Source organism: Paracoccus aerius, assembly GCF_014656455.1.
Taxonomy (GTDB): Bacteria; Pseudomonadota; Alphaproteobacteria; order Rhodobacterales; family Rhodobacteraceae; genus Paracoccus; species Paracoccus aerius.
In genome coordinates, this window is the sequence record NZ_BNCL01000024.1 from 1 (window position 1) to 25,962 (window position 25,962).

The window sequence follows — 25,962 nt, forward strand, 5'->3', positions numbered from 1 at the left end:
CTGATCGGGCCGATGATCTGGCCCGAAACGCCCCATCAACGCGAAGCATTGGCTGGCGGATAAGGTTGTTCAGAGCCGACTATCGAGCCGGAGATCGGGCACATGAAAACCGACGGACGTCTTGCCAGATGTCCGCTGAAGGGGCGCATCGGCGACGCAACCTTCGCCGTCCTCTGCGCCTGCGGTCACAATATCCGCAAGGTCCTGGCCCATCTCAGGGCTCTTTGGGTCCTGCTCTTTCATCTGATCGGGCCGATGATCTGGCCCGAAACGCCCCATCAACGCGAAGCATTGGCTGGCGGATAAGGTTGTTCAGAGCCGACTATTCACTCACCTATTACGTTTTGAATGCTTAACGCTTCTTCTTTGTTTTCTCTCACTACAATGAGCGTGCTGACCTCAATTGAGCTTGAGTAAACATTGCCGTCGCACGTAGATGTTCTCGAATACTGGTCATCAGGTAAGCCGTCAGGATCCAGCGATACTCTTACTGCAAACTGCCCGAAAATTTGGATGACATTCACATCAGTTATGTTTTCTGCGGCAATCTCTCTGACGTGCTAACGCGCTTGTCCCGGGCTAAAGCAGGGCCGAGTGAAGATTTCGGTAATTCTTATAATCGATCTGGGTTTGAGAGTTTTCTCAACTGTCATCTCCCCCGTATCAAATTTGAAATTAACTGATTTATTTAGGTTCCCGGACCTTACTGGAACGCCCATCATATACGCTAACGAAACAGCGATACATGCAAAGAGAAAAATTTTACTTTGCTTCATGGCGCTGCCTTGCATTACAAATATAAACATGGAGCCTGCCTATATGCGCGTCCACAGCATTTCGCAAATGGTGCAGTGGTGGAGGGAACCTGCCACGGAAGAGGCTGGGTAGATCGAGAAGATGATCGCCACCTGAAGGGCAACGCGGTGTCCCGGACATATTTTAAATGCACAAAATGGACATTCCACGCTCGTTAAGTACATTTTATGGACAAATCCCCTGGATGTCACCTCCTTAAAGCCGTATTTCGAACAAAGATCGGGTGGGAGTACGAGATGGGAGGGCTGCTCTTCGACAATGGGGATGACGCGGCCCTGTCGCGAAGACTGCGCCGCCAGGCCGCCGCTGGCAAGCTCATCCGGATCCATCCCGGGATCTTCATGGAGCCGGGCGGCGAGCCAGAGACGCTCGCCATCCGCCGGAACTGGCCCCAGGTCGTCGCGCATCTCTTTCCGGATGGCGTGGTGACGGACAGGAGCGGCTTCGACGCCAGGCCGATCGAATGGGAGAAGTCGGAGACGGACGCGCGCTACCTCTTCGTCAGCCGGCCAGGACGGCCGGGCCAGTTCACCCTGCCCGGTCTGGTGATCTCGGTGCGCGATGGCATAGGTCCCGTGCCGGGCGAGGACATGCCCTATATCGGCACCTGGATCGCGGGTCCCAACAGGAAGTTCCTGGACAACATCATGCCCTCCCGCGCGCGGAGCGGGCCCGCCCGGACGCTGGGACGGACCCGGGTCGAAGAGAAGCTCGACGAACTTTGCCGGGACCATGGCGAGGACCGCCTGAACCAGATCAGGGATGCGGCGCGTGCTCTGGCGGGCCAGATCGACCGCCAGGAGGCGTTTATCGAGCTCGACCAGCTGATTGGCGCGCTGCTGTCCACGCGCTCTTCGCCCCTGAAGACGCAGTCAGGCAGGGCCAGGGCCGAAGGACGCCCCTACGACCCGGGCTGCATGGAGCGCCTGCTGATCCTGAGCCGCCATCTTTCGGACCATCCCCCGCCTCCCGTGCAGGATGCGAACATTCCCGCCGACCGTCGCGCCAACTCCTGCTTCATCGAAGCCTATTTCTCCAACTTCATCGAAGGGACGGAGTTCGCAGTGCGGGAGGCCGAGGACATCGTCTTCGAAGGCCACATTCCCTCGAGCCGGCCCGCGGACGGACATGACGTGCTCGGGACCTATATGAAGTTGATGGACCCGCCCCGGCCCCGGCTGAATGAGCTGGCGCCCGACCGGGTCATCGATCTCCTGCGGGCGGATCATGCGGAGGTGATGCAGTATCGCCCCGGCATTTCACCCGGCCAGTTCAAGCAGCGCCCCAACAAGGCTGGCGACACCTTCTTCGTCAGCCCCGCCCTCGTTCAGGGAACGCTCCTGGCCGGTTTCGAGATGATCAGGGCCGTGGCAGAGCCCTTCGACCGCGCGCTCCTCGCCCACTACCTCGTCTCGGAAGTGCATCCCTTCAACGATGGGAACGGCCGCCTCAGCAGGATCGTGATGTCCCGGGAGCTGACCTCGGCCGGGCTGTGCCACATTCCCGTGCCGCGCGTCTTCAGGAACGACTACCTCGACGCGCTTCGGGCGCTCACGCGAAGGAACGACCCGGACATCCTGGTCCGGTCGCTCCTGAAATGCCAGTCTGTCGCCGCGGACTGCTCGCATGGGGATCGCAATCAGGCGATCGAGATGTGGGCCAGAACCTTCGCATTCGTCGAAGAAGGAAAGCATGCCCGTTTCGAGCCACTCAATCCGTCCCTCGAGATCGAATGGCGCGACGAGACGCCGGCGCCGCGCGCCTATTGGCAGGCGCTGGAGCAGGATCGGGAAGGCCCAGGCGTGTTCGGCTCGTAGTCGGGGTTGGCTATAGGGGCGGTGCAGGCACGCTTAACGCATTTCGAGACGGATAATCTGTGGTAGAAAAGAAGTCCAGATGCTACACTTCATGTGGCCGTTCTGAAGGGTTTGAACATGAAGAACCACTTGGCCCTCAGGGTGATTGTTCGCGGGTTCACATTACTGCTTCTGCTGATCTTGTTCGTGCTCGACATCCCTATGGGCAAGGGCAGCACCATTCTATTGTTGATCATCTTTGTTGTATCGGAAGTTTCCCTCGTGCGGTGGCGGCAGAAGAATTCAGCCCGCAATCGGGCGTAAACTGAATCTGGTTGATCAATCCCTGCATGAGATTTTCCAAGGTCTCGTTCCCACACAGGACGGCGCCCTTATGGCATTTGGTCAATGCCGCGAGGAAGTCGTCCCAAGTTATGATGTTCCTCCGCAATCGCATGGCAACGTGCCGGATGGCCTCTCCGTGCATATCCAGCAGCCGCAGCAAGGGAGCCTTCTTCGTGAATGCGGCCGGATTTGCCCAGACCTCCTTCATGCCGCCCTCGTCGTCCAGGCGGAGCATCTTGCGGGTCCGGACAACCGACTTCGCAGGGACGAGATAGAGAAGCCCAAGATGCTCCTTCCTGCCGTGCAGAGTTTCTTCGAGTGCGGCGAGGGTGCAATATTTCAGATACTGCTCTCCATCATGACGATGGCGTTGTCGGCGACATAGAACCCGTCATGCTGGGTGAACTGCCTGGGCGAGAGCGAGGCATGACGGGACAGGATCTCCCGGCCGAATGTCTTGATGCGGCCCGAGGGCCGGATGCCTAGAGGAGCAAAGAAGGCGTCAGCGATGAAGTCCGAAGGTGCAATGGCAAGTGCGATCTCGATCACCTGGTTCAGCAGCTCCTCCTTCCGAGCGATCTCCGGCCGCCAAGTCGGGAAATCCGACACCCTGGCGTAGAGGCTCTTTCCGCCGGACAGGCGCTCCTTCGGGACAACAAAGCCAGTGCCATCCTCAGTCGGCTGCTGCTGGACGGTGCCCAGGTTGATCATGCCGGGTGACCAGTAGACCTGTTCCAGATTATCGAGGACCTTGTCGTTCCATGCCATCGCGCGCTCCGCTTCGGGTAATCCGATCCTTAACCGCACCATGATCATGTGCTCCCTTGGCAGCAAGATACTGCGTGGGGCAAGAGTTGCGGCGCATTCCAGTTGAAGTGGCAAGAGCGAAGGTGCAACGAAGGGATCCCACCCAGAAACAAGCACCCAATTCAGCGTGGCATACGACAAGGACATCCTCGACAGGCTCGCGCGATCGCGCTTCCGCAGCCGGTTCAAGCTTTCAGCGGTGGAACGATCCTATGCAAACAAGAAAGGCCGCAGCACCATCCTCAGTCACGCAAGAGACTTTGTGACCCTGAGGCTCGCGCCCGCTCATCCGCCCAATGATGGGAAACAAACACCGATGCGGGGCCATCCTGCGTTTGTGGCCCAGCATGCGACCGCGACGTGTTGCCGCAGCTGCTTGCAGAAGTGGCATGGCGTCGACATCGGCCGTCAGATGAACGGCGCCGAGCAAGAGGAAGTGGTTTCGCTCATCATGAAATGGATCGACCGCCAGATGAGGTCATAGGCACCTCCCAACCCCTCGAAACGGTCGGTCGTCCATCTTCGCGACCCAGCAAGCCAGAGCCCGAGGTCCAAGCGCTTTCGAAGCTCATGTCCTGGAAGAACCACTGCCTGGTCTCCATATCAGCCATTTGATCCAACGGAGGTTCTCTTGGCCAACATCTTCAAGCTCATGAAGCTCGCACGAACCGCCTACAAGGCGGCGCCGGTCGTCATTCCCATCGGATTGGCTGTCGCCAAATATGCGAAGTCCAAGCTGGAGAAGCACGCACCTGCCCGCGCCGGCCGATCGCCGGTGTTAACGTCCGAGGAGCTGGTGTAATTTCGTCGCCATCGGCGGTGTGATCCCGGGTGGCCATCGAGGTGTAAGATCGAGGTGGAGTTTCGACGCTTCAACCACGCCCCTTACGGAGACCCCGATGACCAAGACGAACATGGACCTGTCCGAGCTTCTGGCCAAGCACGATCAGGGCGACTTTCTGCGCGGCATTGCCGAGGCCGTGCTGCAGCTGATCATGGAGACCGATGTGGAAGGTATCATCGGCGCCGGTCGCCATGAGCGCAGCAGCGAACGGACGACCTGGCGGAACGGGTATCGAGAGCGCGCTCTCGATACCCGTTTGGGCACGCTGAACCTGCGTGTGCCGAAGCTGCGCCAAGGCAGCTACTTCCCGGGCTTCCTTGAGGCCCGCAAGACGTCCGAACAGGCGTTGGTGGCCGTGATCCAAGAGGCGTGGATCGGCGGCGTCTCCACCCGCCGGGTCGACGAGTTGGTGCAGCGATGGGGCTGAGCGGCATCTCGAAGAGCACCGTCTCCAAGCTCTGCAAGGACATCGATGAGCGGATCGGCGAGTTCCTGAACCGCCCGCTGACCGGGGAATGGCCCTATGTTTGGCTGGACGCCACCTACCTCAAGGTCCGCCAGGGCGGTCGGATCGTGCCCGTCGCAGCCATAACCGCCGTGGCCGCTAACACCGAAGGACGCCGCGAAATCATCGGTCTAGGCATCGGCCCGTCCGAAGCCGAGACCTTCTGGACCGAATTCCTGCGCTCGCTGCGCGCCCGGGGGCTCGGCGGAGTCAGGCTGGTCATCAGCGACGCCCATACCGGCCTCAAGTCCGCCATCGCCCGCGTGTTTGAAGCCACTTGGCAGTGCTATCGCGTTCACTGGATGCGCAACGCGCTGGCCTATGCCTCTCGGGGCCAGTATACCGTCGTCGCCGCCGCGATCCGACAGGCCTTCGACCAGTCCGACCGCGCCCATGCCGGCGAGACCTGCCGCAAGGTCTCCGAACAGCTGCGCCCGCGCTGGCCAAAGCTGGCAGACCTGATGGACGCCAGCGAATACGACGTGCTGGCCTACATGTCTTTCCCCCGCCAGCACCGCACCAAGCTGCACAGCACCAACCCGATCGAGCGTGTGAACAAGGAAGTGAAGCGCCGCGCCGATGTTGTCGGGATCTTTCCAAACGAGGCATCAATCATGCGCCTGATCGGCGCGGTGCTGTTCGAGCAGAACGACGAATGGCAGACCTCGAGCCGTTACATGCAGGTCGAGGCCTTCGCTCAGATCGATAAGGAGGAGATCGACCCCATTCTCAGTATTACCACAAAAGCCGCCTGATCATGACCTCAGGCCATCTGGGAAATTACACCAGCTTGACGGACGTAATCCGCTCTGTCCATCGAGAGCGGCAGTCAGTTTCTCGGTTGCCTGATGACCGCACGGCCGATCTTTTCCTGCCCTGTCTTGGCACATCTGGTTCTTTTCCATGGCGTCGACGCCGAACAGCCGGGTGCGTCGCATTGCACCGGCCCTGCTTCGCGATAAGCAGTGCGAGGCCGAAGCAGGTCCGCGCGAAATCGCCGGGAACCAGCAAGCATCTGTCGTGATGTGCAAGGTTGAAAATGCGCGGGGTTTGCCTTTTATGTTGCGAGATCACCTGCTCTAATCTCTGTGGAACCAAACTTGAGTAAACGGTTTTCAAGCGTAGAGCACATCAGTGCCCGGCAGGCGGATTTCGGATGGACGAGCAGGAAGACTGGCATCTGACGGATGCTCTCCATCACGAGCAAGGGCGGGGCGATCCGTTTGCGGCGGCCGTTCGCGCCACACGCATGCCGATGATTATTACCGATCCGAACCGGTCCGATAATCCCATCGTTTTCGCCAACGCAGCTTTTCAGAAGCTGACGGGCTATTCGCGTGAGGAACTTATCGGTCATAACTGCCGCTTGCTTCAGGGCGAAGAGACCGATCCAGAGGCCGTTGATCGGATCCGAAAAGCCGTTGCTCAAGGTGAAGATGTTGCCATCGATATCTTGAACTACCGCAAGGACGGCACGGCCTTCTGGAATGCCCTCTATCTCAGCCCCGTCCGCGACCATACGGGAGAAATCCAGTTCTTCTTCGCATCCCAGCTCGATGTTACCGCCCGTGTCGACGCTCATACGCGGGTGGCCCGGGAGAAGCGGCGCATCGAGGAGGAGGTAAACAAACGCACTGCCGATCTGCGTGCCGCCCTGGAGGCGCAAAAGTTGCTGTTGCATGAGGTCGATCACCGTGTAAAAAACAACATGACGATGATCGGGTCGATCCTTCGCCTGCAACTGCGAGAGATTGACGATCCCGACTTCTCGGCTCGGCTTCGTGCCATGATGGGACGGATTGATGCCCTCGCGACGGTCCACCGCCGCCTTTATCAGTCGGACGATGTGACCCGCTTTGATATTGGTGCCTTTGCAGCCAACCTTGCCGGGGATCTTGTCCAAGCCTCTGGACATCGCGACATCCGGATCATGACGGATCTCAGGCGCGCTGATGTGTCAATAGAGCAGGCATCGGCCTTGGGGCTCATCGTCAATGAGATTCTGTCCAACTGCATTCGTCATGCTTTCACCGCGGGAGAGGAAGGCCAGATCACCATCGTGGCCCGTCAGGAGAACGATCAGGTTCGTCTCTCAATCGCGGATAACGGCATTGGCTCGTCGCAAGGAGATCAGGTGCCAGCTGGTCTCGGGGGCATCATCATCAGCCGTTTGTCCAGGCAGGCGGGAGCACAGATCAAATGGGCATCGTGTGCTTCTGGCACGCGCGCTGATCTTACAATCACAGTTGGAGCCGTATGGAACGCGCCGCCAGACCACTGAACTTCCTCATCGTCGAGGACGAACCGCTTATTTCAATGGATATCGAGATGATGGTTGAGGATGCAGGCCATCATGTGATCGCCATCGCCGCCGCGCTCGACGAAGTCGAAGCTCTTCCGGATGGAAAAGCGCCAAATGTCGCGTTGGTCGACATGCACCTTGCGCGTGGCAGCACTGGTCTCGACGTAAACAGTTATGTGCAGGTGAGATGGCCCAATGCGATCATCGTCTTTGTAACGGCCAATCCCCAGAAGATACCTCAGGACTTCGCAGGCGCGCATGGCGTGATCGCAAAGCCATTCTCACTCGCAGGGTTCATGTCAGCTGTGCAGTATCTTGAGGAAGTCGTCTGCAATCCTCCGCCGGTCTCGGCCCCACCCGGAAGCTTTGTCGCGTCTGAAGCCTTCGCAGCGTTCCGGGAAGCGCCATAACGTCATTCAACGGATCGGCGCTGTCACAGTGGCCCGAAGCCCCGGACTGTTATCGGCGTAATCCACCGACCCCTTCAGACCATCCACCAACGAGGCAAGCATTCGTGAGCCAAACCCAGTACCTTTGGTCACGCCCGCAGCACCTATGCCCTTGTCCGAGACTGTCAGGCGGAAGCTGTCGCGATGCTGCTCCAGGCCGATGGAGATCGGTCCTGGTTCTCCCTGGTAGGCATATTTGGTTGCGTTGATGACCAGCTCGTTCAGAATAAGACCGATGCTTACGGCCCGGTCTGTCTCGATCAGAACAGGCGCGAGTCTGGTGGAAATGTTGTTTGCCCAGTTCCCACTTAGGGCTGCCTTCAGCTCCTCGCACAATTCTGCAAGGTAGAGTGATAGGTCGACGATTTCGGTGCTGTCTGCCTGGTAGAGCCGTTTGTGAACAAGGCTCACTGCCTTAAGGCGGTGGTCCGCCTCGTCCAATTGCTGCTTGACCTCTGGAAGCGCGTCGCGCCCTTGCATTCTCAGAAACGCCGACACCAGCGAGAGGCTGTTTTGCACCCGGTGGTTCACCTCGCGCAAAAGGAAGTCCTTTTGCTGCATCAGGCTTTCGTTTTCCTTCAGGGTCGTTGAGAGCTCCGCGTTCAAGGCTCTCATTCGGCGGTTGTTGCGCGCTTCCAGCATGGACCGGACAAGCCGCATGGCGGACTCGGTTTCGGCGATGGTCCAGTCCGGTGCGCAGCCTTGGACCTCTTCCGACCAAGCGGCAAAGGACACACGGGGTTCAAGTTGTGCACCGGGAACAAGCTGGACGTCTTTATGAGGGTTCCCGGCCCATGTCACAGTTTGCAGCCTCTCCGCGCGAAACCACATCAGGATTGTTGGCACCTCCGTCGACATGGTGACGGCGAGCAGACCGCTTGCCAGATCCCGAAATGCCTCAGCCGCTGGCATTTCTCGTCCCAAACACGCAGTCCTAAATGCCTTTATGGCCGCAGGGGCGCGCACGTAGTCGGCTACAGCACGGATGTCGATCGGGTCCGGGCATTGGCCGGATACGAACAGATCCGCGCCCTGCACGGCTGCGAAGCCATCCGCGCGCATCATCTTCGCCAAGTCATCAGCCGACTCGGTGAAAAACTGCTCCAGCGTGACGTCCGAGCCGAGCCGTCCCAAAACAACATCTTCTTGTGCGCGAAGGTGAATGCGCTCGCGATAAAGCTCTGCTTCCTCCCGCAACTTGATCTGCCGCGACAGACTTGTTGCAAGCGCCTGACATGCAAGACGTATGGTGAGCGGCAAGGGCCGCGGATTGGAATGATGACAGGCAACAAGCCCCCATAAGATGCCGTCCTTGACAATCGACATTGAGGCAGAGGCGGCAACGCTCATGTTCTTCAGGTATGTCAGGTGGATCGGCGACACACTGCGCAGGGTGGAGTCGCTCAGATCGATCTGCCGAATTGCATCGTCGACGCCGATGATCGGGAGGGAGGCGCCGGCTACATCCGCAATGACCCGCACCCTGTTCCGAACATAAAGGGCTCGGGCCTGCCGCGGAATATCTGAGGCGGGAAAATGGTGGTTCATCAAACTCGACATATCATCTGAGCGGCTTTCGCCAACCACCTTGCCAGCTTCGTTATCAACGAACTGATAGATGAGGACGCGATCATAGTCCGTGAGTCTTCGGAACACCCGCGCTGCGCTGTCAAACAAATCCGCATAGGAGGTCGCACGCTCGAACCCGCTGCTCATCGATTCAAGATTTGCGAGAAAGGTAGAGTTCATTGGCGGGCTATCCGCCTGTTGGGTCAATTCAACAACGACGTGGCCATCCGTTGTGAACGCATGGACATCGTAGAGGATGTCATCGATCAGGGTGGTGCCGAGGACTGCCGGACCCAGGTCCAGTGCTGCTTCATCAATAACCGAAGACAAACCAAGATAGTCTTCGAGCGTTTGGCCCTTGGTGGCCCTGAACAGGCTTACTCCTGCGGCGCCTATGATCTCATGGGTGCCGATCCGGCCAATCAGAAGAAGGCCATGAGGCTGGATCGAGCCGGGGATGTGGATAGGTTCACGATCGCAGGCGGTTAGATTCAGGGCGCCGATGTCGTTCATACTTTCTCGTTTGGCGATGAATGGGCTGAACGGTGGTCGTCACGCACCTGAGACTGTCCTAGTCCCTGCACAAAATAGGAACAGGCGAAATCATGCAAGAGCGCAAGCATCGCACCTTCATATCCCCGCGCCGCTCAGCTGGCCCCCGGTCCCTGCAGGCCTGGCGGGGGCAGGCCTTCGGCATCGGGATCGCGGCCCTGCTTGCGGTCCAGAAGGCGCATCGCCGGCGTCACCGTGAGCCCATGCATCAGGACGGACAAAAGAACCACAAGACCCAGAATGGCCCATAGGCGCTCGGCGCCAGCAACCTCCATGTGGTTCAGCCCATAGGCAAGATAATAGATCGACCCCACCCCACGGATGCCGAAAAAGGCAATGGTTAGCTTTTCGCCAAGGGCTGCGCGAAAGCCCCAAAGGCCGATCAGCCCCGTTACCGGGCGGATCACCAGCAGGATCACCAGGGCCGCTGTCACATCCCCCCAAGACAACCCTTCCAGAAGGCCCCGCGCCAGGGCACCACCGAAGAGCAGCAAGAGCACCATCATCGCCAGGCGCTCGACCTGCTCGGTGACATCGTGCATCTCGCGGTGGAAGTCGTGGCTGCGATGGGCGTGGCGGAAGGTCAGGGCGGTGACAAAAACCGACAGGAAGCCGTAGGAATGAATCATCTCGGTCAAGCCATAGGACACGAAGGTCGCCGCCAGGGCGATCAGCCCGTCCCCGGTCTGCGCGAGCTTGGTTTCCGCCGGGATGCGGAAGGTAACCCAGCCGAAGGCGCGGCCGATCAGGTATCCGCCGGCGACGCCTGCGCCGACTTCCCATAGGACGTTGTAAGTCAGCCAACGCATGGCCCAAGGTTCGCCCGTCGCAGCGGCCAGGGACAAGGCAATAGCCAGGTGGACAAACGGAAAAGCTGCGCCGTCGTTCATGCCGGCCTCGGAGGTCAGGCCGAAGCGGACCTCGTCCTCCTCGCCGGTCTTTGGGGGCCCTACCTGCACGTCGGAGGCCAGGACCGGATCGGTCGGCGCCAGGGATGCGGCCAGAAGCAGCGCCACGGGCCAGGCCAAACCCATCCATATTCCAGCAAGTGCGGTGATTCCCGCAATGCTGAGGGGAAGGGTCACCAGGATCAGCCGCCACGTCACCTGCCAGCGGCGCAGTCCGAAGATCCGGTCCAGCTTCAGTCCCGCCCCCATCAGCGCGATGATGACCACGAACTCCGTGAATCGCTCCGTGAATTCAGGATGGGCCAGGGGCGAGGGATCAAGCCCCATCCCCGGCAGTGAGAAGATCGCCGCCCCCAGGCCGATGCAGACAATGGGCAGCGACAAGGGTAGCCGCTTGAGCGCCAAGGGCAGCCAGGCCACCAAGGCAATCAGGAGCCCCGCGCCGGTCAGAACGAGAATATAAGGGTCGGGCTGGAGCAGCGCGGCCATGGAATTCCTGTGAAAAAATGGAGCCTGCCTCGCCGGAAGGAACGGCTCGCTCTCGGCTGCTCGTCCCTTCATTGCCTTCACTAACCCCCGCCCAAAGGCGGGCGGGGGTCAGGGATCGTGTCACAACTGCGTTTTGCTGCTACCGCTTCCGGAGCTGGTCGTGCTGCCGCTGCCGATCGTTCCGGTGGTGCTGCTGGTGCTGCCCGTCCCACTGTTACTGGTGCCGGTGCTGCCCATTCCGCTGCCGGAACTGCCGCTCATGCCGGTCGAACCGCTGCCGGACATGGAACCGGAAGAGCCGCTCGACATCTGGCGGTCCTTGACGCGCAGGTTGTTCTGGACATGCTTCACGCCCGAGCAGCTTTCGGCCAGATCCTCGGCATGGCGCTTGGCTGCGCGGCTGTCCACCGTGCCGTCCAGTGTCACCTCGCCCCCGCTGACCGAGACCTCGACGTCGGAGGCGTCGATATGGCGGTCGTCCGACAGGCGGTCGCTGACATCCTCGCGGATGCGGTCATCCGAACGGCTGTAGTTTCGGGGACCGCGGCCGCTGTGGCCCGCGTCCCTCTCGCGCCGGCGCTGCGCATCCTCGTCACCGAACCAGGACGCCACCTCGTCGCCCGCGCGCTCGAAGAAGCCCCGATCACCGGAGCCACGGTAATTGCCCTGGTCATAGCCGCGCCCGCCATAATCGCGATCGCCGTAATCCCGATCCCCATGGCCGCGGCCCCCGAAATCCCGCGCGCCATATGTACCGAACGTGCCCATGCCGCGCCCGGCCATTCCCGAGCGGATCGCTTCCGAGAAATCGCCCCGGCCATAGCCCGCGTCGCGTCCGCCGCCATAGCCGCGATCCTGGTCATAAGGATCGTAGCCGCCGCCTGACCGGCCATAGTCGTTGCCATAGCCGCCGCCCGAACGGCTGCCGTAGTCACCGGAGCGGGATCCATAATCACCGGACCGGCCATAGTCGTCGCCATAGCCGCCCCGACCGGACCGCCCGTCATGTCCACCGCCCGAGCCGCCGTAGTCGCGGTCATCATCCATGCGGCGGCGACGGTCGGCATCGTCGTCGCCGAACCACGATCGCACCTCGTCCCCGGCCTTGTCAGACCAGTCCCGCGATCTGTCGCGGCGCGAATAATCGTCGCGGCGGCCATAGCCCCGGCCAAAACGATCTCGATCTTCCCAGTCACGTGTCATCTGCTGTCCTCCTGTAGCAGTGAGTGCGGATTGGGCATCCACAGACTAGACAAACGTTCCGGATTGGTTGGCGTTCCAACGGACACGACGTGGCCTACCGGCGTGGTCCTGCCCCGGGTGGGATGCAGAAGATGCCGAGGGCAGACGACGTTGGCTATCGAAAACTGGGCTGCCCTCCTGGTACGGCACCCGCTTATCGTCCCAGACCCGGCATCGTTGCGGAGCAAGAGCGCGTTCAAGGCGTAGCTCCTCATCATAGAACGACAAGAGCCCCAGTCAGGGCGCCAAGACGCTGTTTTGCTTCGCCGGCGACATGACATTGATGCGCAAGCCATCGAAATGCAGGACGTGACAGGTGAGAAGGCTTTGCCCATCTGGGCGGCTGTAGTTCTTGAGGCTGCGGCTCCGATGGCCAGCGCCGTTCTCGCGGCAGCGCTCTGCATCCTCGTCGCCAAACCACGAGGATATCTCATCGCCGACGTGCCCGAAGAAGCGCGATCCGACTGCACAGTTCGCCTGTGATGGCGCCCCCGGCTGGTGCGCTCGCTGCTATGGCTTGTGGAGTGACGCAGTCCCGGTGGGCAATGCGGAGGGCGAACTTGCCGGAACATTCCGCGGTGCGCCGGGTTGCACGCTTGATCCCACACCAGAAGTAGACGTCCCGATGAACGAATTGCCAGATTTCTCGCGCCGCGGCTTCATGCGGACGTCCGCGCTTGGCCTCGGCGCCGGGATGGGCCTGGGACTTGGAGGCTTCGAAGCCCTGGCCCAGACCGCTGGACGCGCTATCGGTAGTGGGCAGACCCCGCCTGCCGATCCGCTGGAACGCCAGGCTGCGGGTCGACCCGAGCCGGAGTTGGACGGGACACCCCGCCCCATGCCACCCGGGCGGCGCATGGGCTGGGCCGTCTGCGGCCTGGGCCATTTCGCGCAGAACTACGCCGTTCCCGCCATAGACCGCGCGGCCGAGTCGAAGCTGACCGGGCTGATCTCGGGCAACCGCGACAAAGCCTTGGGCGTGGCGTCGGCTTGGGGGGTGCCTGAGGGGTCGGTCTACGACTACGGGATGCAGGGGCTGGCCGACAACGACGCCGTCGACATCGTCTACGTCATCACCCCCAACGCCATCCACGAAGAGAACGTGATCGCCGCGCTCGAGGCCGGCAAGCACGTCTTCTGCGAAAAGCCGTTCGCGCACAACTCGGCCGCAGCGCAGCGGATGATGGACGCGGCCAAGGCCGCCGACCGCAAGATCATGATCGCCTACCGCGCCCATTTCGAGCCGAACAACGTTGCGCTGAAGGAGATGGTGCAGAAGGGCGAACTGGGCGACATCTGGTACGCGACCTCGGACCATCACCGCCCGCTGGACCCCTCGGTCGAGCGCGACCAGTGGCGCATGGTGCGCGGCCTCGCGGGCGGCGGATCGCTGATGGACATCGGGATCTATTCGCTGAACGGCCTGATCTGGCTTCTGGACGAGATGCCCGAGCGGCTGGTCGCGACCACCTTCTCTCCCCAGACCGAGGATGGCCGCTTCGGCGAGATCGAGGCCATCGGACAGGTGCAGCTGATCTTCCCGTCCAGGCGCCGGGCCAGCATCTCATCCGGCTATGTGGCCGACAAGAAGCGGATCGACCTCTGGGGCTCCAAGGCTGTTGCAGTGCTGGATCCCGCAACCGCATACTCTGGCAACAAGTTGACGCTAAGCACTGCCGAGGGAGAGGAGACCCCGATGCCCTCGAAGCCGAGCGAGCAACAATTCGTGGGCGAGATCGACCATTTCAGCAAGGCGGTCCGCGACGGGATGGAGATCCTGACCCCGGCCGAGATGGGCCTGCGCGACATGCGCCTGCTGGAAGCCATCTATGTGTCGGCTGAACGGGGAGAGTGGATCGAAGTGAACCCGGACGGCACCATGCGCTGACAAGTCGTTGACTATATCTCTCTTTTCTCGCTGTTCGGCACTGCCTGCGGCGAGGAACTTAGACGAGACACTGTCAATGGCAACTGCCAAACTAGGCCTCCTGCGGAGCCAAATAGCCTCGACGATAACGACGTAGTGTCAGAGCAGATTGTTGAAACACAGGTTTGATTACCTTGGTGTGGGCACCCCATAACCAAACCAGCCTATTTCGTGAATGCCGCTCCAGGTTCTAACGGGTGTTATGGTTCAGTTGGCTGGGCAGGATGGTGTCACGCTCTGATCAGGTAGGCTCTCGCCAAAAATGGCTACCGGCCATACACCAGCTGCCATAGCAGTAGGCCCTCGGTTTTTGCCGGCCTCTAAACACATGAATAGAAAAAATGATAGCCTTTAGCGGCCTGCTTGGGCCGAGGATCAATGTCCTCGAAGGAGGCGGTGCACATGGGGACTTCCCGTTCCAATGAAGATTTGCATGATGATCGTGGCACTCTGGAGCGAAAACAGTCTCCCCGGGAATAACAAGAGAAGAGCAAGGGCAGTGACATGAACCTCATCTTAAAAGCCCGGGCCGGCTTGGCCTTGGCTGCGGCTGCACTCGTGCTGTCAGGCTGCGGTTTCGGCTCCCGCATGTCCGAGCAGGAATGCATGGAACGAGCAATGTATTTCGAGTCGAACCGCTCCAGCCGGGATGGCATGATCGCGGTCGGCAGTGTTGTCATGAACCGCGTCCAATCCGGCCAGTATCCCCGCTCCGTTTGCGGGGTCGTCGCCCAGAAGAACCAGTTCGCCTCGGGGATCATGTCGCGGAAAATGAACCTCAAGACCGCGCCCAAGCTGCGTGAGGCCGCCCGGTCCGTCCTGCGCGGCGAGCGCCACCCACTAATCGGCAATGCGATGTTCTTCCATACCGCGGGGCACCGCTTTCCCTATGACAACATGCACTATGTCCTGGTGACAGGCGGCAACGCCTTCTACGAGAAACGCCGGAACTACCTGGTGACGCGGCCTGTGCCGCCGCAGCCAATCGAGGGGATCACCCGGCGATAGGCTACCTTCAGTATTTGAAGGCCGACGTATTGCCCGCGACGTCCTTCTCCGTCTCGATGCAGCTTTCGCGGCAATGGGAAGAGAGCCTCCAATGGATGGCGTTGCGGCAATTCCGAACGCGATAGGGACAGCAACGGTCAGGAAGCGGCGCCTTGCGCGGAGCACATTTTGCGGACGGCAGCGATCCTCCAAAACACGAGACTGCGGGCAGTATCCTGCCGAGTGAGCGTTTGAACTGTTTCATAGGAATGCCCCGCCGAGAATAGACTTGCAAGGCGGGCAGGGGGCCTGCAAGCGCTCCTTACAACGGCAAGACGGAGATTTTCATGCCTACTGGAACAGTCAACTGGTTCAACAGCGACAAGGGCTATGGCTTCATCGCCCCTGAGAACGGCGGAGGCGATGTTTTCGTCCATATCAGCGCGGTGGAACGCGCGGGTCTACGCGGATTGAACGACGGCCAGAAGGTCTCTTACGAGACAGAGACCCGTAACGGCAAGACCAGCGCTGTAGACCTCCAGGCACTCTGAGCCATCCTGAAGCGCGGATGGCGGTCCCAAGCATCCGACGGGTATCGCTCAGGCCGTCAATTTGATGCCAGCGAAGTTCGATGCGAAGGGCCTGACCGTTCAAGGTCCCTCGCCGGGAAAAGCCTCCCTTGGTAAAGAAGAGGCATCGTCGACAAATCAAGCGCACCCCTTCGGCATGACCTCCGGATAGTCTACACGGCGTCATCGGCCCAGCCTATGGGCATTGGTGGTGTAGATGATCTTGCGGAATGTTGGATCGAAGCCAAAGAACGGGATCACTTCCTGCCATGCCCGGCGCCAAGCCGGGGCGATGGAGGCATATTTCCCGAACCATTTCTCCTAAGGACATCGGGTTCGGCCTCCGCCATATCGGCAGTGATCCTGTGTCACGCGGTACGGTTTGCGACAGAACCCTCAGGCAATGCTGTCAGCATTGATCTCGAGTGAACGCATCTGCGACTTAGGAACGACGCAACACATCGTGCCATTCGGGATGGCGATCGAACTGCGCCTTGGCGAAGGGGCATAGCGGGACGATGGCAATCCCGGCCTCGCGGGCATCATCGACCGCCTGACGCACCAGCCGCTCGCCGACCTTGCGGCCGCGCAAGGCCGCAGGAACTTCGGTATGGTCGATGATGATCATCGCCTCTCCCGCCCGGCTATAGGTCATCACGCCCTGGTTGCCAGCAATTTCCAAGATATAGCGACCCTTCGAAGGGCCGTCCTCTCGGACCACACGGCCGTCTTCCGATGCCAGGGGTTCGGCTCCTGTTACGGTATCGACCTGTCGCACCCGACGCGGCCGCCCCGGCGAGCATTCCAGCAGGTCCCGGTCCCACTTTCCCAGAGTGGCGGCGGCGGCGTAAGTCGAGACGAGAAATGCCATGAGGGCGTCATCGGGCTCTGCCGCCGATTGCACGGCGTCGTAGGGCAGGATGAACTCCGACAGGTCGTCATGCCAGAATGCGGCGTCGGGCTTGACCGGCGCAGAGCGGAACCCGTCTGGCGCCGGATAGGCGTAGGCGTAGAAAGCCGCATAGTCGATGCCGCCGCCGCCTGGCCAGAAACCGACCGAGGAGACCTCGCGATCGGAGGCCTCACGCGCGACATCGTCCGGCAGCGCGGGAATGCCCGCAGGATGCAAGGGCGCCCGCCGCCCCGAGAACTGGGTCACAGCCAGGTCCATGGCTCCCCAGAAAAGGTGAACCGGACTGGACTTGCCCAGGAACGACGTCCGAAAGGCCTTGAACACGCGATTGATCTGAACGGACGCCTCGTGAAAGCGCCGGACGGCATCCCGGTCATAGGGCCGCTCGCGGAAGTCCTCGGCAAAGGGCATCGGATGTGGCACTTCGTTCGGCTCTCCGTGGAAGGTCGGGGTGCCGCCAAGCTGCGTCACCAGATCCATGAAAGCCGCATGAAACGCCGCCACGGTGGTGGGGCCGAGCGGGAACGAGGCCTTACGCCCTTCTGCGTTAACCCCCCCGACCTCATGGGCATGAAGGTCGAACAGGATCTCGATCCCGGGACCGTCGGGGATCGGAGACGAGGTGAAACCGGCCGGCGTGACATAGAATGTCGCATTCCAGGAATGATTGAGCCACGGCGAATGGGCAAGCCGATACTTTCCCGCGACCTGCAGATAGAGATGCAGCGCGGAACAGGTTTCCCGCCAGTCGAGATAGTTCAATACGGGCCAGTTCATTTCGCATCCTTTCTGGGGCGTCCTGCATCGGGAACGCGGTCATGTCATTTGCGCGCAGATCGGTCGCGAAGCGACATCGACCTGTTGCTGCCCGGTGTACTGTTCGTGACGATGCTCATTGCGGAAAGAAAAGGTATCAGGGCCAGTGCATCCGCCACACAGGCGCGGGCTTCTGGTCTATGCTGCCGCCATGCGTGGCGCCTGTCCAGCGGCCTCACTCCGGCGCCGGAATATGTTCGTTGCGGTCGTCTGGGGGCAGATCGAAATTGCCTTCGCCCCAGCGTTCCTCGCGCCACGCGGTCTTGGCCTCCTCGATGCGTTCGCGGGACGAGGCGACAAAGTTCCACCAGATGTAGCGGGGGCCGGAGAACGTCGCGCCTCCGAGGATCATCAGCCGCGCGCCACGATCACCGGCGGCCACGGTAATCCGGTCGCCGGGGCGGAAGACCATCATCCGCCCGGCCGCGAATTCCTGCCCAGCAACCAGGATCGAGCCGTCGACGACATAGATGCCGCGATCCTCGTGATTGTCAGGCAGCGGCAGGCGGCGCCCCGTCTCCAGCGTCACATCGGCGTAGAAGGTCTCGGAATACATCTGCGCCGGGGCCTTTGCGCCATAGGCATCGCCAAGGATCAGCCGCACGGAGACGCCCTCATCCTCGATCATCGGAAGCGTATCCTTGCCGTGATGTTCGAACAGGGGCGCCATGTCCTCGGCGTGGTCGGGCAAGGCCAGCCAGGTCTGGATGCCGAAGAGGCTGTTCGGGCCGGTGCGGGCCATCGCCGACGTCCGTTCGGAATGCGACACACCGCGCCCTGCAACCATCCAGTTCAGCGCGCCCGGACGGATGATCTGGTTGGCGCCGGTGCTGTCGCGGTGGTGGAAATCGCCGCGAAACAGGTAGGTCACCGTTCCGAGGCCGATATGCGGGTGCGGGCGCACGTCTACTCCTTGCCCGGTCAGCAGCTCGGCCGGACCAGCTTGATCGAAAAAGATGAACGGGCCGACCATCTGACGCTGGGGCGCGGGCAAGGCGCGCCGGACCTCGAAGCCGCCGAGGTCGCGGGCGCGGGGAATGATCAGCGTCTCTATCGCGTCGATGCCGACATCGTCGGGGCAGCCGGGATCGAGCGCGGGGTTCCAGCTCATCGTCGTCCTCCTGTCTGTTCGGCTTCAGTGTTTCTCGCATTCGGCGCGCGGCCTAGTCGCAGCGAACGCAAAACCGTGTCACGGCGCGGGGAACGCTTCAACGGTCGCGGCCCCAGACGTCGGGGTGCTGTTTCAGGTGCTCGGTCAGCATCTCGATCAGGACGCGGACCTTGCGCACCGGATGCCGGCCCGGCGGACGCAGGACATAGATGGCGGCATCGGGTGGGGGATGAGCCGTCATGATGGGAACAAGGCGGCCGCTTTCGACGAACTCGTGCGTGATGCAGTCGGGCAGCCAGCCGATGCCCAGCCCTGCTGCGGCCGCCGTGGCAAGCGCGGTCGCATTGTCGGCCTTGAAGCTGCCCTGGGGCTGGACCGAGACGATCCTGTCCCCGTCGACGAACTGCCAGGTTTCCGTGCCCTGCATCACGGCTCTGTGGCGGGGCACGTCCTCGGGTCTCTCGGGGGCACCGTGCTGCTCGATATAGGCGGGACTGGCGACAAGCTTCCCATAGAGCGGGCCGACCCGCTTTGCGATCAGGTTTGAATCAGCAAGATACCCGGCGCGCACGGCGCAGTCATATCCTTCTGAAACCAGATCGACGAAGCGGTCGCTGAAGGACGCATGGATCTGCAGGCGAGGATGCCGTCGCGCCATCTCGGCAAGGACAGGCGCGAAATGGGTGGGGCCGAAGGTCAGAGGCATGGCGATCCGCATGCGGCCCCGCAGATCGCCATCGGGCAAAATAGCCTCTTTCGCGCTGTCCATCTCGGCTACTGCCCGCGCCGCGTGATCGCGGAAGGTTTCGCCCGCTTCGGTCAGGGCGGCGCCGCGGGTCGTTCGCGCCAGAAGCTGAATACCGAGTTCCGCCTCAATCCGCAGCAGGCGCCTGCTGACGATGGATTTCGACAGGCCCAACCGGCGCGCGGCGGCCGAAACACCGCCGGCATCGGCGACGACGACAAAGGTCTGCAGATCCTCGGTATCCATGCAGTCGTTCCTTGTTCGGCGACACAGTTAAGCGAACTATGACGCTATCGGATTGGAAAAGGGAACGGCTTACTGCGAGCGGGGCAGCGATCGCCTGCCCGGCAGAAACGCAGAAAGGACTTCCCGATGACCTTCCGCAACGGCCTCGACTCGCTTCTTCGTCCCGAGGACTCGGTTCTCGTTCTGATCGATCATCAGGCGTATCAGCTTGCGAACCTGAACAGCCATGACCCACAAGCCGTGGTCAACAACACTGTTGCCCTGGCAAAGCTGGCGAAAGCGTTCAATGTGCCGACGATTCTGACCAGTGTGATCGCAGAACGTGGTGGGCTGCTCTTCAAGCAGATCACCGATGTCTTTCCGGGTCAGGACGTGATCGACCGGACCTGGGTGAACACCTGGGAGGACAAGAAGGTCGTGGACGCGGTCAAGGCGACCGGCCGCAAGCAACTGATCATCGCGGGGCTCTGGACCGAAGTCTGCGTCGCGATGCCCGTCATCCAGGCGCTTGGTGAGGGCTGGGACGTGACCGTGATCACTGACGCCTCGGGCGGCAGTTCGCTGGAGTCGCACCAGGTCGCGATCCAGCGGATGATCGCCGCGGGTGCGAACATGATGACGTGGATGGCCCTGGCCGGCGAATGGCAGCGGGATTGGGCACGCACCGAGCATGTCAAGGAACTGACCGAAGTGCTCATCTCGCACATGGCGGGCAGCGGCATCGCCTATCTTTGGGAGCAGCAGCTCTTGAACACCCCGGTGGCAGACAACGCAAGTTGAAAGGCTGCGGGTGCCGTAATTGCGACGCCCGCGCGCGTCTTGCAAGGAAGCGCACATATCGCCTGACAGGGGATAAGAAGCGACCTGCTGTTGACGCTGGCGCGCACCCCAAACGCCTAGCCGAAGGCCTGCTTTGGCCGGGCCAAACGAGACCCGAGAAACCTACCCGTGTTCATGTTCAGCAAAGGAACAGGAGCCATGAAAGTTCAGAGCTTCACAATCAAGCACGCATCCTTTGAACGGTCCCCCGACCAGGACGGCGGTGTGTTCATCGCCAACCTCGTAGATGAGCGCCACGGAGCGCCGATCACCATCGGATACGGCCGCTACGAGCCGAACGAGGGGCTGACCGAGACGATGGCCGTGGACGACGTCATGATCATAATCAAGGGCAGCCTGGTGATCACCTCGAATGACACGTCCGAGACGGTCAGGGCGGGCGGGATCGTTCACATGCCCAAAGGCGAGACCGTTACGATCAAGGCGCAGACGGAAGGCGCAACAACTGCGTATGTCACCTATCCTCACTGGCGCGAGGCTCGGTAACCTCGCGGCGAAGGGCACGAGCGGATGTTGTCGGACCTTCCGTTATCACCCTTATCAGCTTGGAATGCGGGCGATGATTTTGATCTCGAAGTCGAAGCCGGCCAGCCAGTTGACGCCGACTGCGGTCCAGGTCGGATAGGATTTCGAAGGAAAGAGCCTGTCCTTAACCTTTAGGACCGCCGCGAACTGGCTTTCCGGATCGGTGTGGAAGGTGGTCACGTCCACGATGTCGTTAAACCCGGCGGCCGCTTCGGCCAGGTGATCGAAGGCCCGCTGCACCTGCATTTCGAACTCGGGTTCCGGCGAGCCGTCTTCCCGGCTGCCGACCTGACCAGACACGAACAGCAGATCGCCGGCGCGAACCGCTGCAGAGTATTTATGCTTGTCGTAGATCGCCTTTATGGCGCTGTCTTTCTTTCCCTTGAGGGTCATCGCCCCACGTCTTGCGGTGACGACCTATGAAATCTTTTCCGGCCGACAGGCGGCCGCCCCGCGTCGGGCGAGCGGGTGCATTGCCACCAGATCTGGCCGGGCAGGGAGGACTACGCCGGGATAGACATCTTCCGTTTCGCCGAGCGCGGGAAGATCGTGGAACATTGGGACGTTCTGCAAGTCATCACCGGGGCATCCGCCAACGACAACGGCCTGTTCTAAGCCGGCGGTCTGCCACAGCGGCGCGTCCTTCCATGCAATCCCGGGACAACCTGGACCTCAAGCCCCTAAGTCCCGATGAAAGGTCACAGGAAGATCACTTGGCAAAGACGGCGCAATCAGGAAGCACAAGTGCATATATTGCGGATACGCTGGCTCTGATCCTGTTCTTCACCACGACCGGCATCATCAACGAACGGTTCGTTGCAGGGATGACGGGGGAACAGGTTCTTCATGCACGTCTGATTGGAGCGGTTCTGATGATCCCTGTAGGGCGACCTTACGGGATGTGGCGCGATTGGTTGATGGGATACGCCAAAGCATCGCGAACTTCTCAGGTTCTATGGGACGGATTGGCGCTGATGAGCTTTCAGGTGCCGATCTACGCGGCGATCATCGCGTTCAGCGGCGCCACCGGGAATGGGCTGATACGAGGTGTGCTGGGTGCAGCGGCGATGATGATCGTGCTGGGCCGCCCTTATGGAGCGTTCCTGAACTGGATCAGGCACCTCTTCGGCCTGCCGCCGGGAGGTGAAAAGCCTATGTCACTGAATACCTGAACGTCGGCTTCGGACACTTCACGTCGAGCCGTGCAGATCCCTACCTTTGCAGGACCCTGCGCAGCGAGGTCTCGATCTCGCCTCCGCACCAGGCTTGACCGAAACGGCGGCGGCTTTCCGCTGCCTGGACGGCAAGAGCGCCCCGTGACCGGATGCGGGATGTCAGCAGGGCAACCTGCGGGGCTTCCGCTTCGAGAAGCGGGCGAAGCTCCGGCAGTTGCTCGGTCATGGTTCCCCACAGAGTTGCCGTCACGATCTGCGCCAGTCCGAGCGGCTGGTCTGGAAGAAAGCCCTGGTCCGCTGTGGCTTCCCAGATCGCCATCCAACGGCGCAGGCGCGGAAGGTAGTCTGCCCAGGACTTGTCAGTCCACATCGCCTTGCCGCCATCGAGCGTCATCTCATCCAGGACATCATTGGCGTCGTTCACGATCTTCAGGGCAAGGGCCCTCGGATGCGGGTCGGCCGGAAGAAGCTCAAACCGTTCGCCCAACCAGAAGCAGATCGCTGGCATTTCCGCCACGGCCTTACCGGAAACATTGTCCACCAGCATCGGCGGTGCCATGTGCGGCACCGGCTGGTCCCGAGTGTCCATGCTCATCATGGCGCTGATCGCGTCGCTGCCGGGTTCATCGACCGAGGCGCCTACATGCGCAAGGATAGCCCGGACAAACTCGCCTCGAAATGGAACCGGCCAGTAGTAGAGGGTGAAATCGGGCATTGTCGGCGATCCTTGTTGGGACAGAGTGACTGCCAGCGTGTGGCGGAGACATCGCAACGAGTGCCAGACGATCCTAAACTTGGTTGCGCCGTAATTCGATCCCGCCTGCTTTTAGCGCCTGGAGCAAGGGGCTGCCCTCGACGCCATAGGGGCTTTGTCGCAAACTTTCGCAGGTTAGCGACAAGAAACTATGATCGGCCTGCAGACTGACGTTGGAGGATGAGCTATGGCCGTATCATTCAAGGGCGCGCATTTCCCAAAGACATTATCCTGCACGCCGTTTTCTTCTATCTGCGCTACAACGTGTCGTATCGGGATCTCGAAGAGATCATGGCTGAGCGAGGCGTCAGGGTCGATCATGCAACGCTGAACAGATGGGTGGAGCGCTATGCCGGGCAGGTTGCAGAGAATGCGCGCCGGCGCAAGCAGCCGACCGACCGGTCCTGGCGGATGGACGAAACCTACATCCGGGTAAAAGGACAGTGGGTTTATCTCTACCGTGCCGTAGACAAGTTCGGAAAGACCCTGGACTTCCTGCTGTCGAAGCGCCGGAATAAGTCGGCAGCTATCAAGTTCTTTGCCCGGGCAATGGAGGTAAACGGCCTTCCGCGCAAGATTGTCATCGACAAGAGTGCTGCCAACACTCAGGGCATCAAGGACATCAACCGGATGCTGAAGCGCTTCGGCTGCCCAACCCCAATTGAGATGGTACGGATCAAATACCTCAATAACTTAATCGAGCAGGACCACCGGTTCATTAAGCGTCGGGTCAGGCCCATGCTGGGCTTTATGAGCTTCACCTCAGCTGCTTCGACAATAGGAGGCGTCGAGATCGTGAATATGATCCGCAAGGGCCAGTTCAGGCCCGAACTGCCTCCGTTTCAGCAGTTCTGTCAGTTGGCCGCCTGAATCCCGTAGACGTTGCGGACCGTACGTGTCCTGTCCCGCCGTTTGCGACAGAACCTCCTGATGATCCTGATCCTGCTCTGCATGGCGCTGCTGCCCTCCCTTGTCAGTACCGTGTCTGGACACATGCAGATGATGGGCTTGGCGGCTTTTGGCCTCATGGCGGGACGAAGTGTCGAGTTGTACGTGGGGGGCGCTAAAAACGCGGCCTCAGCGGTAAAGACTACAGCCCAAGCGGCGAAGCAAACCTATAGAGGTGAAACCACGATCAGTCGCAATACGATGGCGTTTGTAGCGCATCCGGCGGTCTCCCAAGCGACAACAGGTGTGGCTGAGTCCATAAACGGAATGCAAGACATAGCGCGCGCGTTGGCCGAGAAATGACCCCCGTAAGCGAGCAGTCGATTATGATGAATGGTACTGCCCGGAGCATGTCACGATGACCACGGGCGCCAGCTTTAGGCCTCGACGGCCGACGATCGCGTGCCCTACCGGCAGTCAGCAAAGCTCTGACAGACCAGACAGCGCAGAAGTTCGGTGGCACTGGCCTGGACTGCCTGAACCAGAAGTCTTCGCGCCGCTGCGGCAGCCGCCGGTAGGGGACAGGCAGTGCCCTTTGCGCAGCCTTGCGGCGCAAAGGGCCATTCGATGGCCAGCCGGTACAGGGTTCACTTCACTCAACCGTCCCAGAGGGTTCTGCAGGTCCTGCGGCCTCTCGCGACACCTTCGCGTCCAGATCCGCCGCCGGGCTGCGATCATTGGCCTAGCCTGGAGCGGTGAGGTCTTGGGGCGCGGGCTCCCTGTCTGCCGCTGCACCGACCGGTCCAGCCTCTGATGCAGTTCTTGCCTTGCGTCCTCGCGCGGCCTTTGGCGCCTCGCCGCCCTCTGCGGCCGCCGCCTTTGGTTTGCGGCCCTTGCCCGACGCTGATGCCGCCGTCGGGGTTTCGGCTGCGGCCTTGGAAGGACGGCCGCGTTTTGCTCCCGGCGCCTCGGGCTCGTCCCCTGTCACAATCTTTGGCTTGCGGCCTCGGGTCCTGGCCGGCTCCTCCGGGGCAGCATCCGCAGTCGGACCGGCTGTCGGTTCCTGGCTTGCCTGTGCGGCCTTTCTGGCTTTTGTCGTTGCAGCCTTCGGCTTTGGCTTGCGGCCCCTCGCGGCCGTGTCGGCCGAGGCGGATGCCCGGGCCGCGTCTTCCGTGTCGATCTCGCGTTCCGCCTGCTGCCAATGCTGCGCGTCCCGGCCATGGGGCCGACCCTCCATCTCCCAGAGAGAATGCGCGCGTTCCTCGATCCGCCGTGTGCGGTCTTCCATCATGATGTCTCCTCGTGTGTGCGATCAACAACGGGTGGGCGTGGGATCAGGTTTCGGATCAGGACAGGTTCAGGTCGGCTGACCTTGGAGGTGGCTTGTCCCCGCCAGCTTGCCAACACTGTCTGCAGCCATCCTCCGACTGCCAAGGGCAATTGCAAGGGGTTGCGTGTGCTGCAGCCGTGCTCAGGATGTTTCGGGCAACCCAGGTTCTGACGGTCCCTTCAGCGTGGCCTTGTCCTGCAATTCCCTGGCCAGCCGGGCTTCCCGAAGCCTCTGGACCTTTTCCGCCCCCGCCGCCCGAACAGCGTTGATCTCCTCGAACGCGCGATCACGGGCGGAAGGTGGAGCCTGCAGTTTGCCAAAGACAAGCTCGGCCTTCAGACGTGCGTCACTGCGGTTCTCGGTCATTCCTGGTCTCCTTATGGTCTTGCTGAGCAGCCGATCATGAAAAAGGCCAGGCAACATGCCTGACTGAACCGCCCCGGGTTTACCGGAGAGTAAAACACTCAAAGGATGAGCCCTATGTCAAAGCCGAGATTCACCCCCGCCTATCC

Annotated in this window: 24 protein-coding genes and 5 pseudogenes; 15 read left to right on the plus strand and 14 right to left on the minus strand. The window is 61.1% G+C overall.

What is annotated here, in order from left to right:
• Positions 1-81: 81 nt before the first annotated feature.
• Positions 82-306: pseudogene (locus IE224_RS17925) on the plus strand (IS5/IS1182 family transposase); the annotation flags it as partial.
• Between the two features lie 677 nt (positions 307-983).
• Positions 984-2,633 carry a Fic family protein gene (locus tag IE224_RS17930; protein ID WP_202380271.1) on the plus strand — a complete coding sequence of 550 codons (1,650 nt, stop codon included), beginning with the start codon at positions 984-986 and terminating at the stop codon, positions 2,631-2,633.
• A gap of 232 nt (positions 2,634-2,865) precedes the next feature.
• Here the strand turns inward: IE224_RS17930 and IE224_RS17935 are convergent, their stop codons facing one another.
• Entirely contained in the window at positions 2,866-3,192 is a 327-nt protein-coding gene (locus IE224_RS17935; protein WP_191312473.1) for a hypothetical protein, read from the minus strand.
• Between the two features lie 104 nt (positions 3,193-3,296).
• Positions 3,297-3,773 (minus strand): hypothetical protein, encoded by a 477-nt coding sequence (locus tag IE224_RS17940; protein ID WP_191312475.1) that lies wholly within the window; start codon positions 3,771-3,773, stop codon positions 3,297-3,299.
• 118 nt (positions 3,774-3,891) lie between these two features.
• On the opposite strand from IE224_RS17940, the gene IE224_RS17945 reads away from it, so the two are divergent.
• The 5 genes and pseudogenes from IE224_RS17945 to IE224_RS17965 all read left to right on the plus strand — a co-directional run bounded on the left by IE224_RS17945 (position 3,892) and on the right by IE224_RS17965 (position 7,825).
• Positions 3,892-4,248, plus strand: coding sequence for a DUF4186 domain-containing protein (locus tag IE224_RS17945; RefSeq protein WP_191312477.1), 357 nt, complete (start codon positions 3,892-3,894; stop codon positions 4,246-4,248).
• A gap of 147 nt (positions 4,249-4,395) precedes the next feature.
• Complete coding sequence (locus tag IE224_RS17950; RefSeq protein WP_191312479.1) at positions 4,396-4,566, plus strand: hypothetical protein; 171 nt, start codon at positions 4,396-4,398, stop codon at positions 4,564-4,566.
• Between the two features lie 97 nt (positions 4,567-4,663).
• A pseudogene (locus IE224_RS17955) lies at positions 4,664-5,868 on the plus strand (IS256 family transposase).
• A 401-nt stretch (positions 5,869-6,269) separates the two neighbouring features.
• Positions 6,270-7,394, plus strand: a complete 1,125-nt coding sequence (locus IE224_RS17960) for a PAS domain-containing protein (protein ID WP_191312481.1) — start codon at positions 6,270-6,272, stop codon at positions 7,392-7,394.
• The gene (locus tag IE224_RS17965) at positions 7,370-7,825 is read left to right on the plus strand and encodes a response regulator (RefSeq protein WP_191312483.1); all 456 of its coding nucleotides are present in this window, start codon (positions 7,370-7,372) and stop codon (positions 7,823-7,825) included. Before IE224_RS17960 ends, IE224_RS17965 begins: the two co-directional genes overlap by 25 nt.
• 6 nt (positions 7,826-7,831) lie before the next feature.
• Here the strand turns inward: IE224_RS17965 and IE224_RS17970 are convergent, their stop codons facing one another.
• The 4 genes and pseudogenes from IE224_RS17970 to IE224_RS21440 all read right to left on the minus strand — a co-directional run.
• Entirely contained in the window at positions 7,832-9,946 is a 2,115-nt protein-coding gene (locus IE224_RS17970) for a histidine kinase dimerization/phosphoacceptor domain -containing protein (RefSeq protein ID WP_191312485.1), read from the minus strand.
• 134 nt (positions 9,947-10,080) lie between these two features.
• Positions 10,081-11,382, minus strand: coding sequence for a cation:proton antiporter (locus IE224_RS17975; protein WP_191312487.1), 1,302 nt, complete (start codon positions 11,380-11,382; stop codon positions 10,081-10,083).
• Positions 11,383-11,502: 120 nt separating this feature from the next.
• The gene (locus IE224_RS17980) at positions 11,503-12,585 is read right to left on the minus strand and encodes a BON domain-containing protein (RefSeq protein WP_191312490.1); all 1,083 of its coding nucleotides are present in this window, start codon (positions 12,583-12,585) and stop codon (positions 11,503-11,505) included.
• 276 nt (positions 12,586-12,861) lie between these two features.
• Positions 12,862-13,071: pseudogene (locus tag IE224_RS21440) on the minus strand (SWFGD domain-containing protein); the annotation flags it as partial.
• A gap of 178 nt (positions 13,072-13,249) precedes the next feature.
• Here IE224_RS21440 and IE224_RS17990 point away from each other — a divergent pair.
• The 3 genes from IE224_RS17990 to IE224_RS18000 all read left to right on the plus strand — a co-directional run bounded on the left by IE224_RS17990 (position 13,250) and on the right by IE224_RS18000 (position 16,089).
• Entirely contained in the window at positions 13,250-14,512 is a 1,263-nt protein-coding gene (locus IE224_RS17990; protein ID WP_191312492.1) for a Gfo/Idh/MocA family protein, read from the plus strand.
• A gap of 543 nt (positions 14,513-15,055) precedes the next feature.
• Complete coding sequence (locus IE224_RS17995; RefSeq protein ID WP_191312494.1) at positions 15,056-15,559, plus strand: cell wall hydrolase; 504 nt, start codon at positions 15,056-15,058, stop codon at positions 15,557-15,559.
• 326 nt (positions 15,560-15,885) lie between these two features.
• Positions 15,886-16,089: a cold-shock protein gene (locus tag IE224_RS18000; protein ID WP_191312496.1), complete on the plus strand. Its 204-nt coding sequence runs from the start codon at positions 15,886-15,888 to the stop codon at positions 16,087-16,089.
• Positions 16,090-16,308: 219 nt separating this feature from the next.
• Here the strand turns inward: IE224_RS18000 and IE224_RS18005 are convergent.
• From IE224_RS18005 to IE224_RS18020, 4 genes and pseudogenes are all read right to left on the minus strand, one after another.
• Positions 16,309-16,395 (minus strand): annotated as a pseudogene (locus IE224_RS18005) (hypothetical protein); the annotation flags it as partial.
• Between the two features lie 154 nt (positions 16,396-16,549).
• Complete coding sequence (locus tag IE224_RS18010) at positions 16,550-17,797, minus strand: DUF5996 family protein (RefSeq protein WP_191312498.1); 1,248 nt, start codon at positions 17,795-17,797, stop codon at positions 16,550-16,552.
• A 214-nt stretch (positions 17,798-18,011) separates the two neighbouring features.
• Complete coding sequence (locus IE224_RS18015; RefSeq protein ID WP_191312500.1) at positions 18,012-18,947, minus strand: pirin family protein; 936 nt, start codon at positions 18,945-18,947, stop codon at positions 18,012-18,014.
• A gap of 97 nt (positions 18,948-19,044) precedes the next feature.
• Complete coding sequence (locus IE224_RS18020; protein WP_191312502.1) at positions 19,045-19,938, minus strand: LysR family transcriptional regulator; 894 nt, start codon at positions 19,936-19,938, stop codon at positions 19,045-19,047.
• A 126-nt stretch (positions 19,939-20,064) separates the two neighbouring features.
• Between IE224_RS18020 and IE224_RS18025 the strand changes: the two genes are divergently transcribed.
• Both IE224_RS18025 and IE224_RS18030 read left to right on the plus strand, forming a co-directional pair.
• Positions 20,065-20,718, plus strand: a complete 654-nt coding sequence (locus IE224_RS18025; RefSeq protein WP_191312504.1) for a hydrolase — start codon at positions 20,065-20,067, stop codon at positions 20,716-20,718.
• A 198-nt stretch (positions 20,719-20,916) separates the two neighbouring features.
• Positions 20,917-21,264, plus strand: coding sequence for a EutQ-related cupin domain-containing protein (locus IE224_RS18030; protein WP_191312506.1), 348 nt, complete (start codon positions 20,917-20,919; stop codon positions 21,262-21,264).
• A gap of 54 nt (positions 21,265-21,318) precedes the next feature.
• Here the strand turns inward: IE224_RS18030 and IE224_RS18035 are convergent, their stop codons facing one another.
• The gene (locus IE224_RS18035; RefSeq protein ID WP_191312507.1) at positions 21,319-21,696 is read right to left on the minus strand and encodes a RidA family protein; all 378 of its coding nucleotides are present in this window, start codon (positions 21,694-21,696) and stop codon (positions 21,319-21,321) included.
• A 320-nt stretch (positions 21,697-22,016) separates the two neighbouring features.
• Between IE224_RS18035 and alaE the strand changes: the two genes are divergently transcribed.
• Positions 22,017-22,475 carry an L-alanine exporter AlaE gene (gene alaE / locus IE224_RS18040; RefSeq protein ID WP_229849438.1) on the plus strand — a complete coding sequence of 153 codons (459 nt, stop codon included), beginning with the start codon at positions 22,017-22,019 and terminating at the stop codon, positions 22,473-22,475.
• Between the two features lie 40 nt (positions 22,476-22,515).
• Here alaE and gst read toward each other — a convergent pair whose 3' ends face one another.
• Complete coding sequence (gst, locus tag IE224_RS18045) at positions 22,516-23,193, minus strand: glutathione transferase, Atu5508 family (RefSeq protein ID WP_191312511.1); 678 nt, start codon at positions 23,191-23,193, stop codon at positions 22,516-22,518.
• Between the two features lie 226 nt (positions 23,194-23,419).
• Between gst and IE224_RS18050 the strand changes: the two are divergent.
• Positions 23,420-24,102, plus strand: a pseudogene (locus IE224_RS18050) (IS6 family transposase).
• A gap of 60 nt (positions 24,103-24,162) precedes the next feature.
• Positions 24,163-24,483 carry a hypothetical protein gene (locus IE224_RS18055; RefSeq protein WP_191312515.1) on the plus strand — a complete coding sequence of 107 codons (321 nt, stop codon included), beginning with the start codon at positions 24,163-24,165 and terminating at the stop codon, positions 24,481-24,483.
• A gap of 379 nt (positions 24,484-24,862) precedes the next feature.
• Here IE224_RS18055 and IE224_RS21445 read toward each other — a convergent pair whose 3' ends face one another.
• Positions 24,863-25,411: a DUF2934 domain-containing protein gene (locus IE224_RS21445; RefSeq protein ID WP_202380269.1), complete on the minus strand. Its 549-nt coding sequence runs from the start codon at positions 25,409-25,411 to the stop codon at positions 24,863-24,865.
• 180 nt (positions 25,412-25,591) lie between these two features.
• A complete protein-coding gene (locus IE224_RS18065; RefSeq protein ID WP_191312517.1) occupies positions 25,592-25,816 on the minus strand; it encodes a hypothetical protein in 225 nt (74 codons plus the stop codon).
• Between the last annotated feature and the right edge of the window lie 146 nt (positions 25,817-25,962).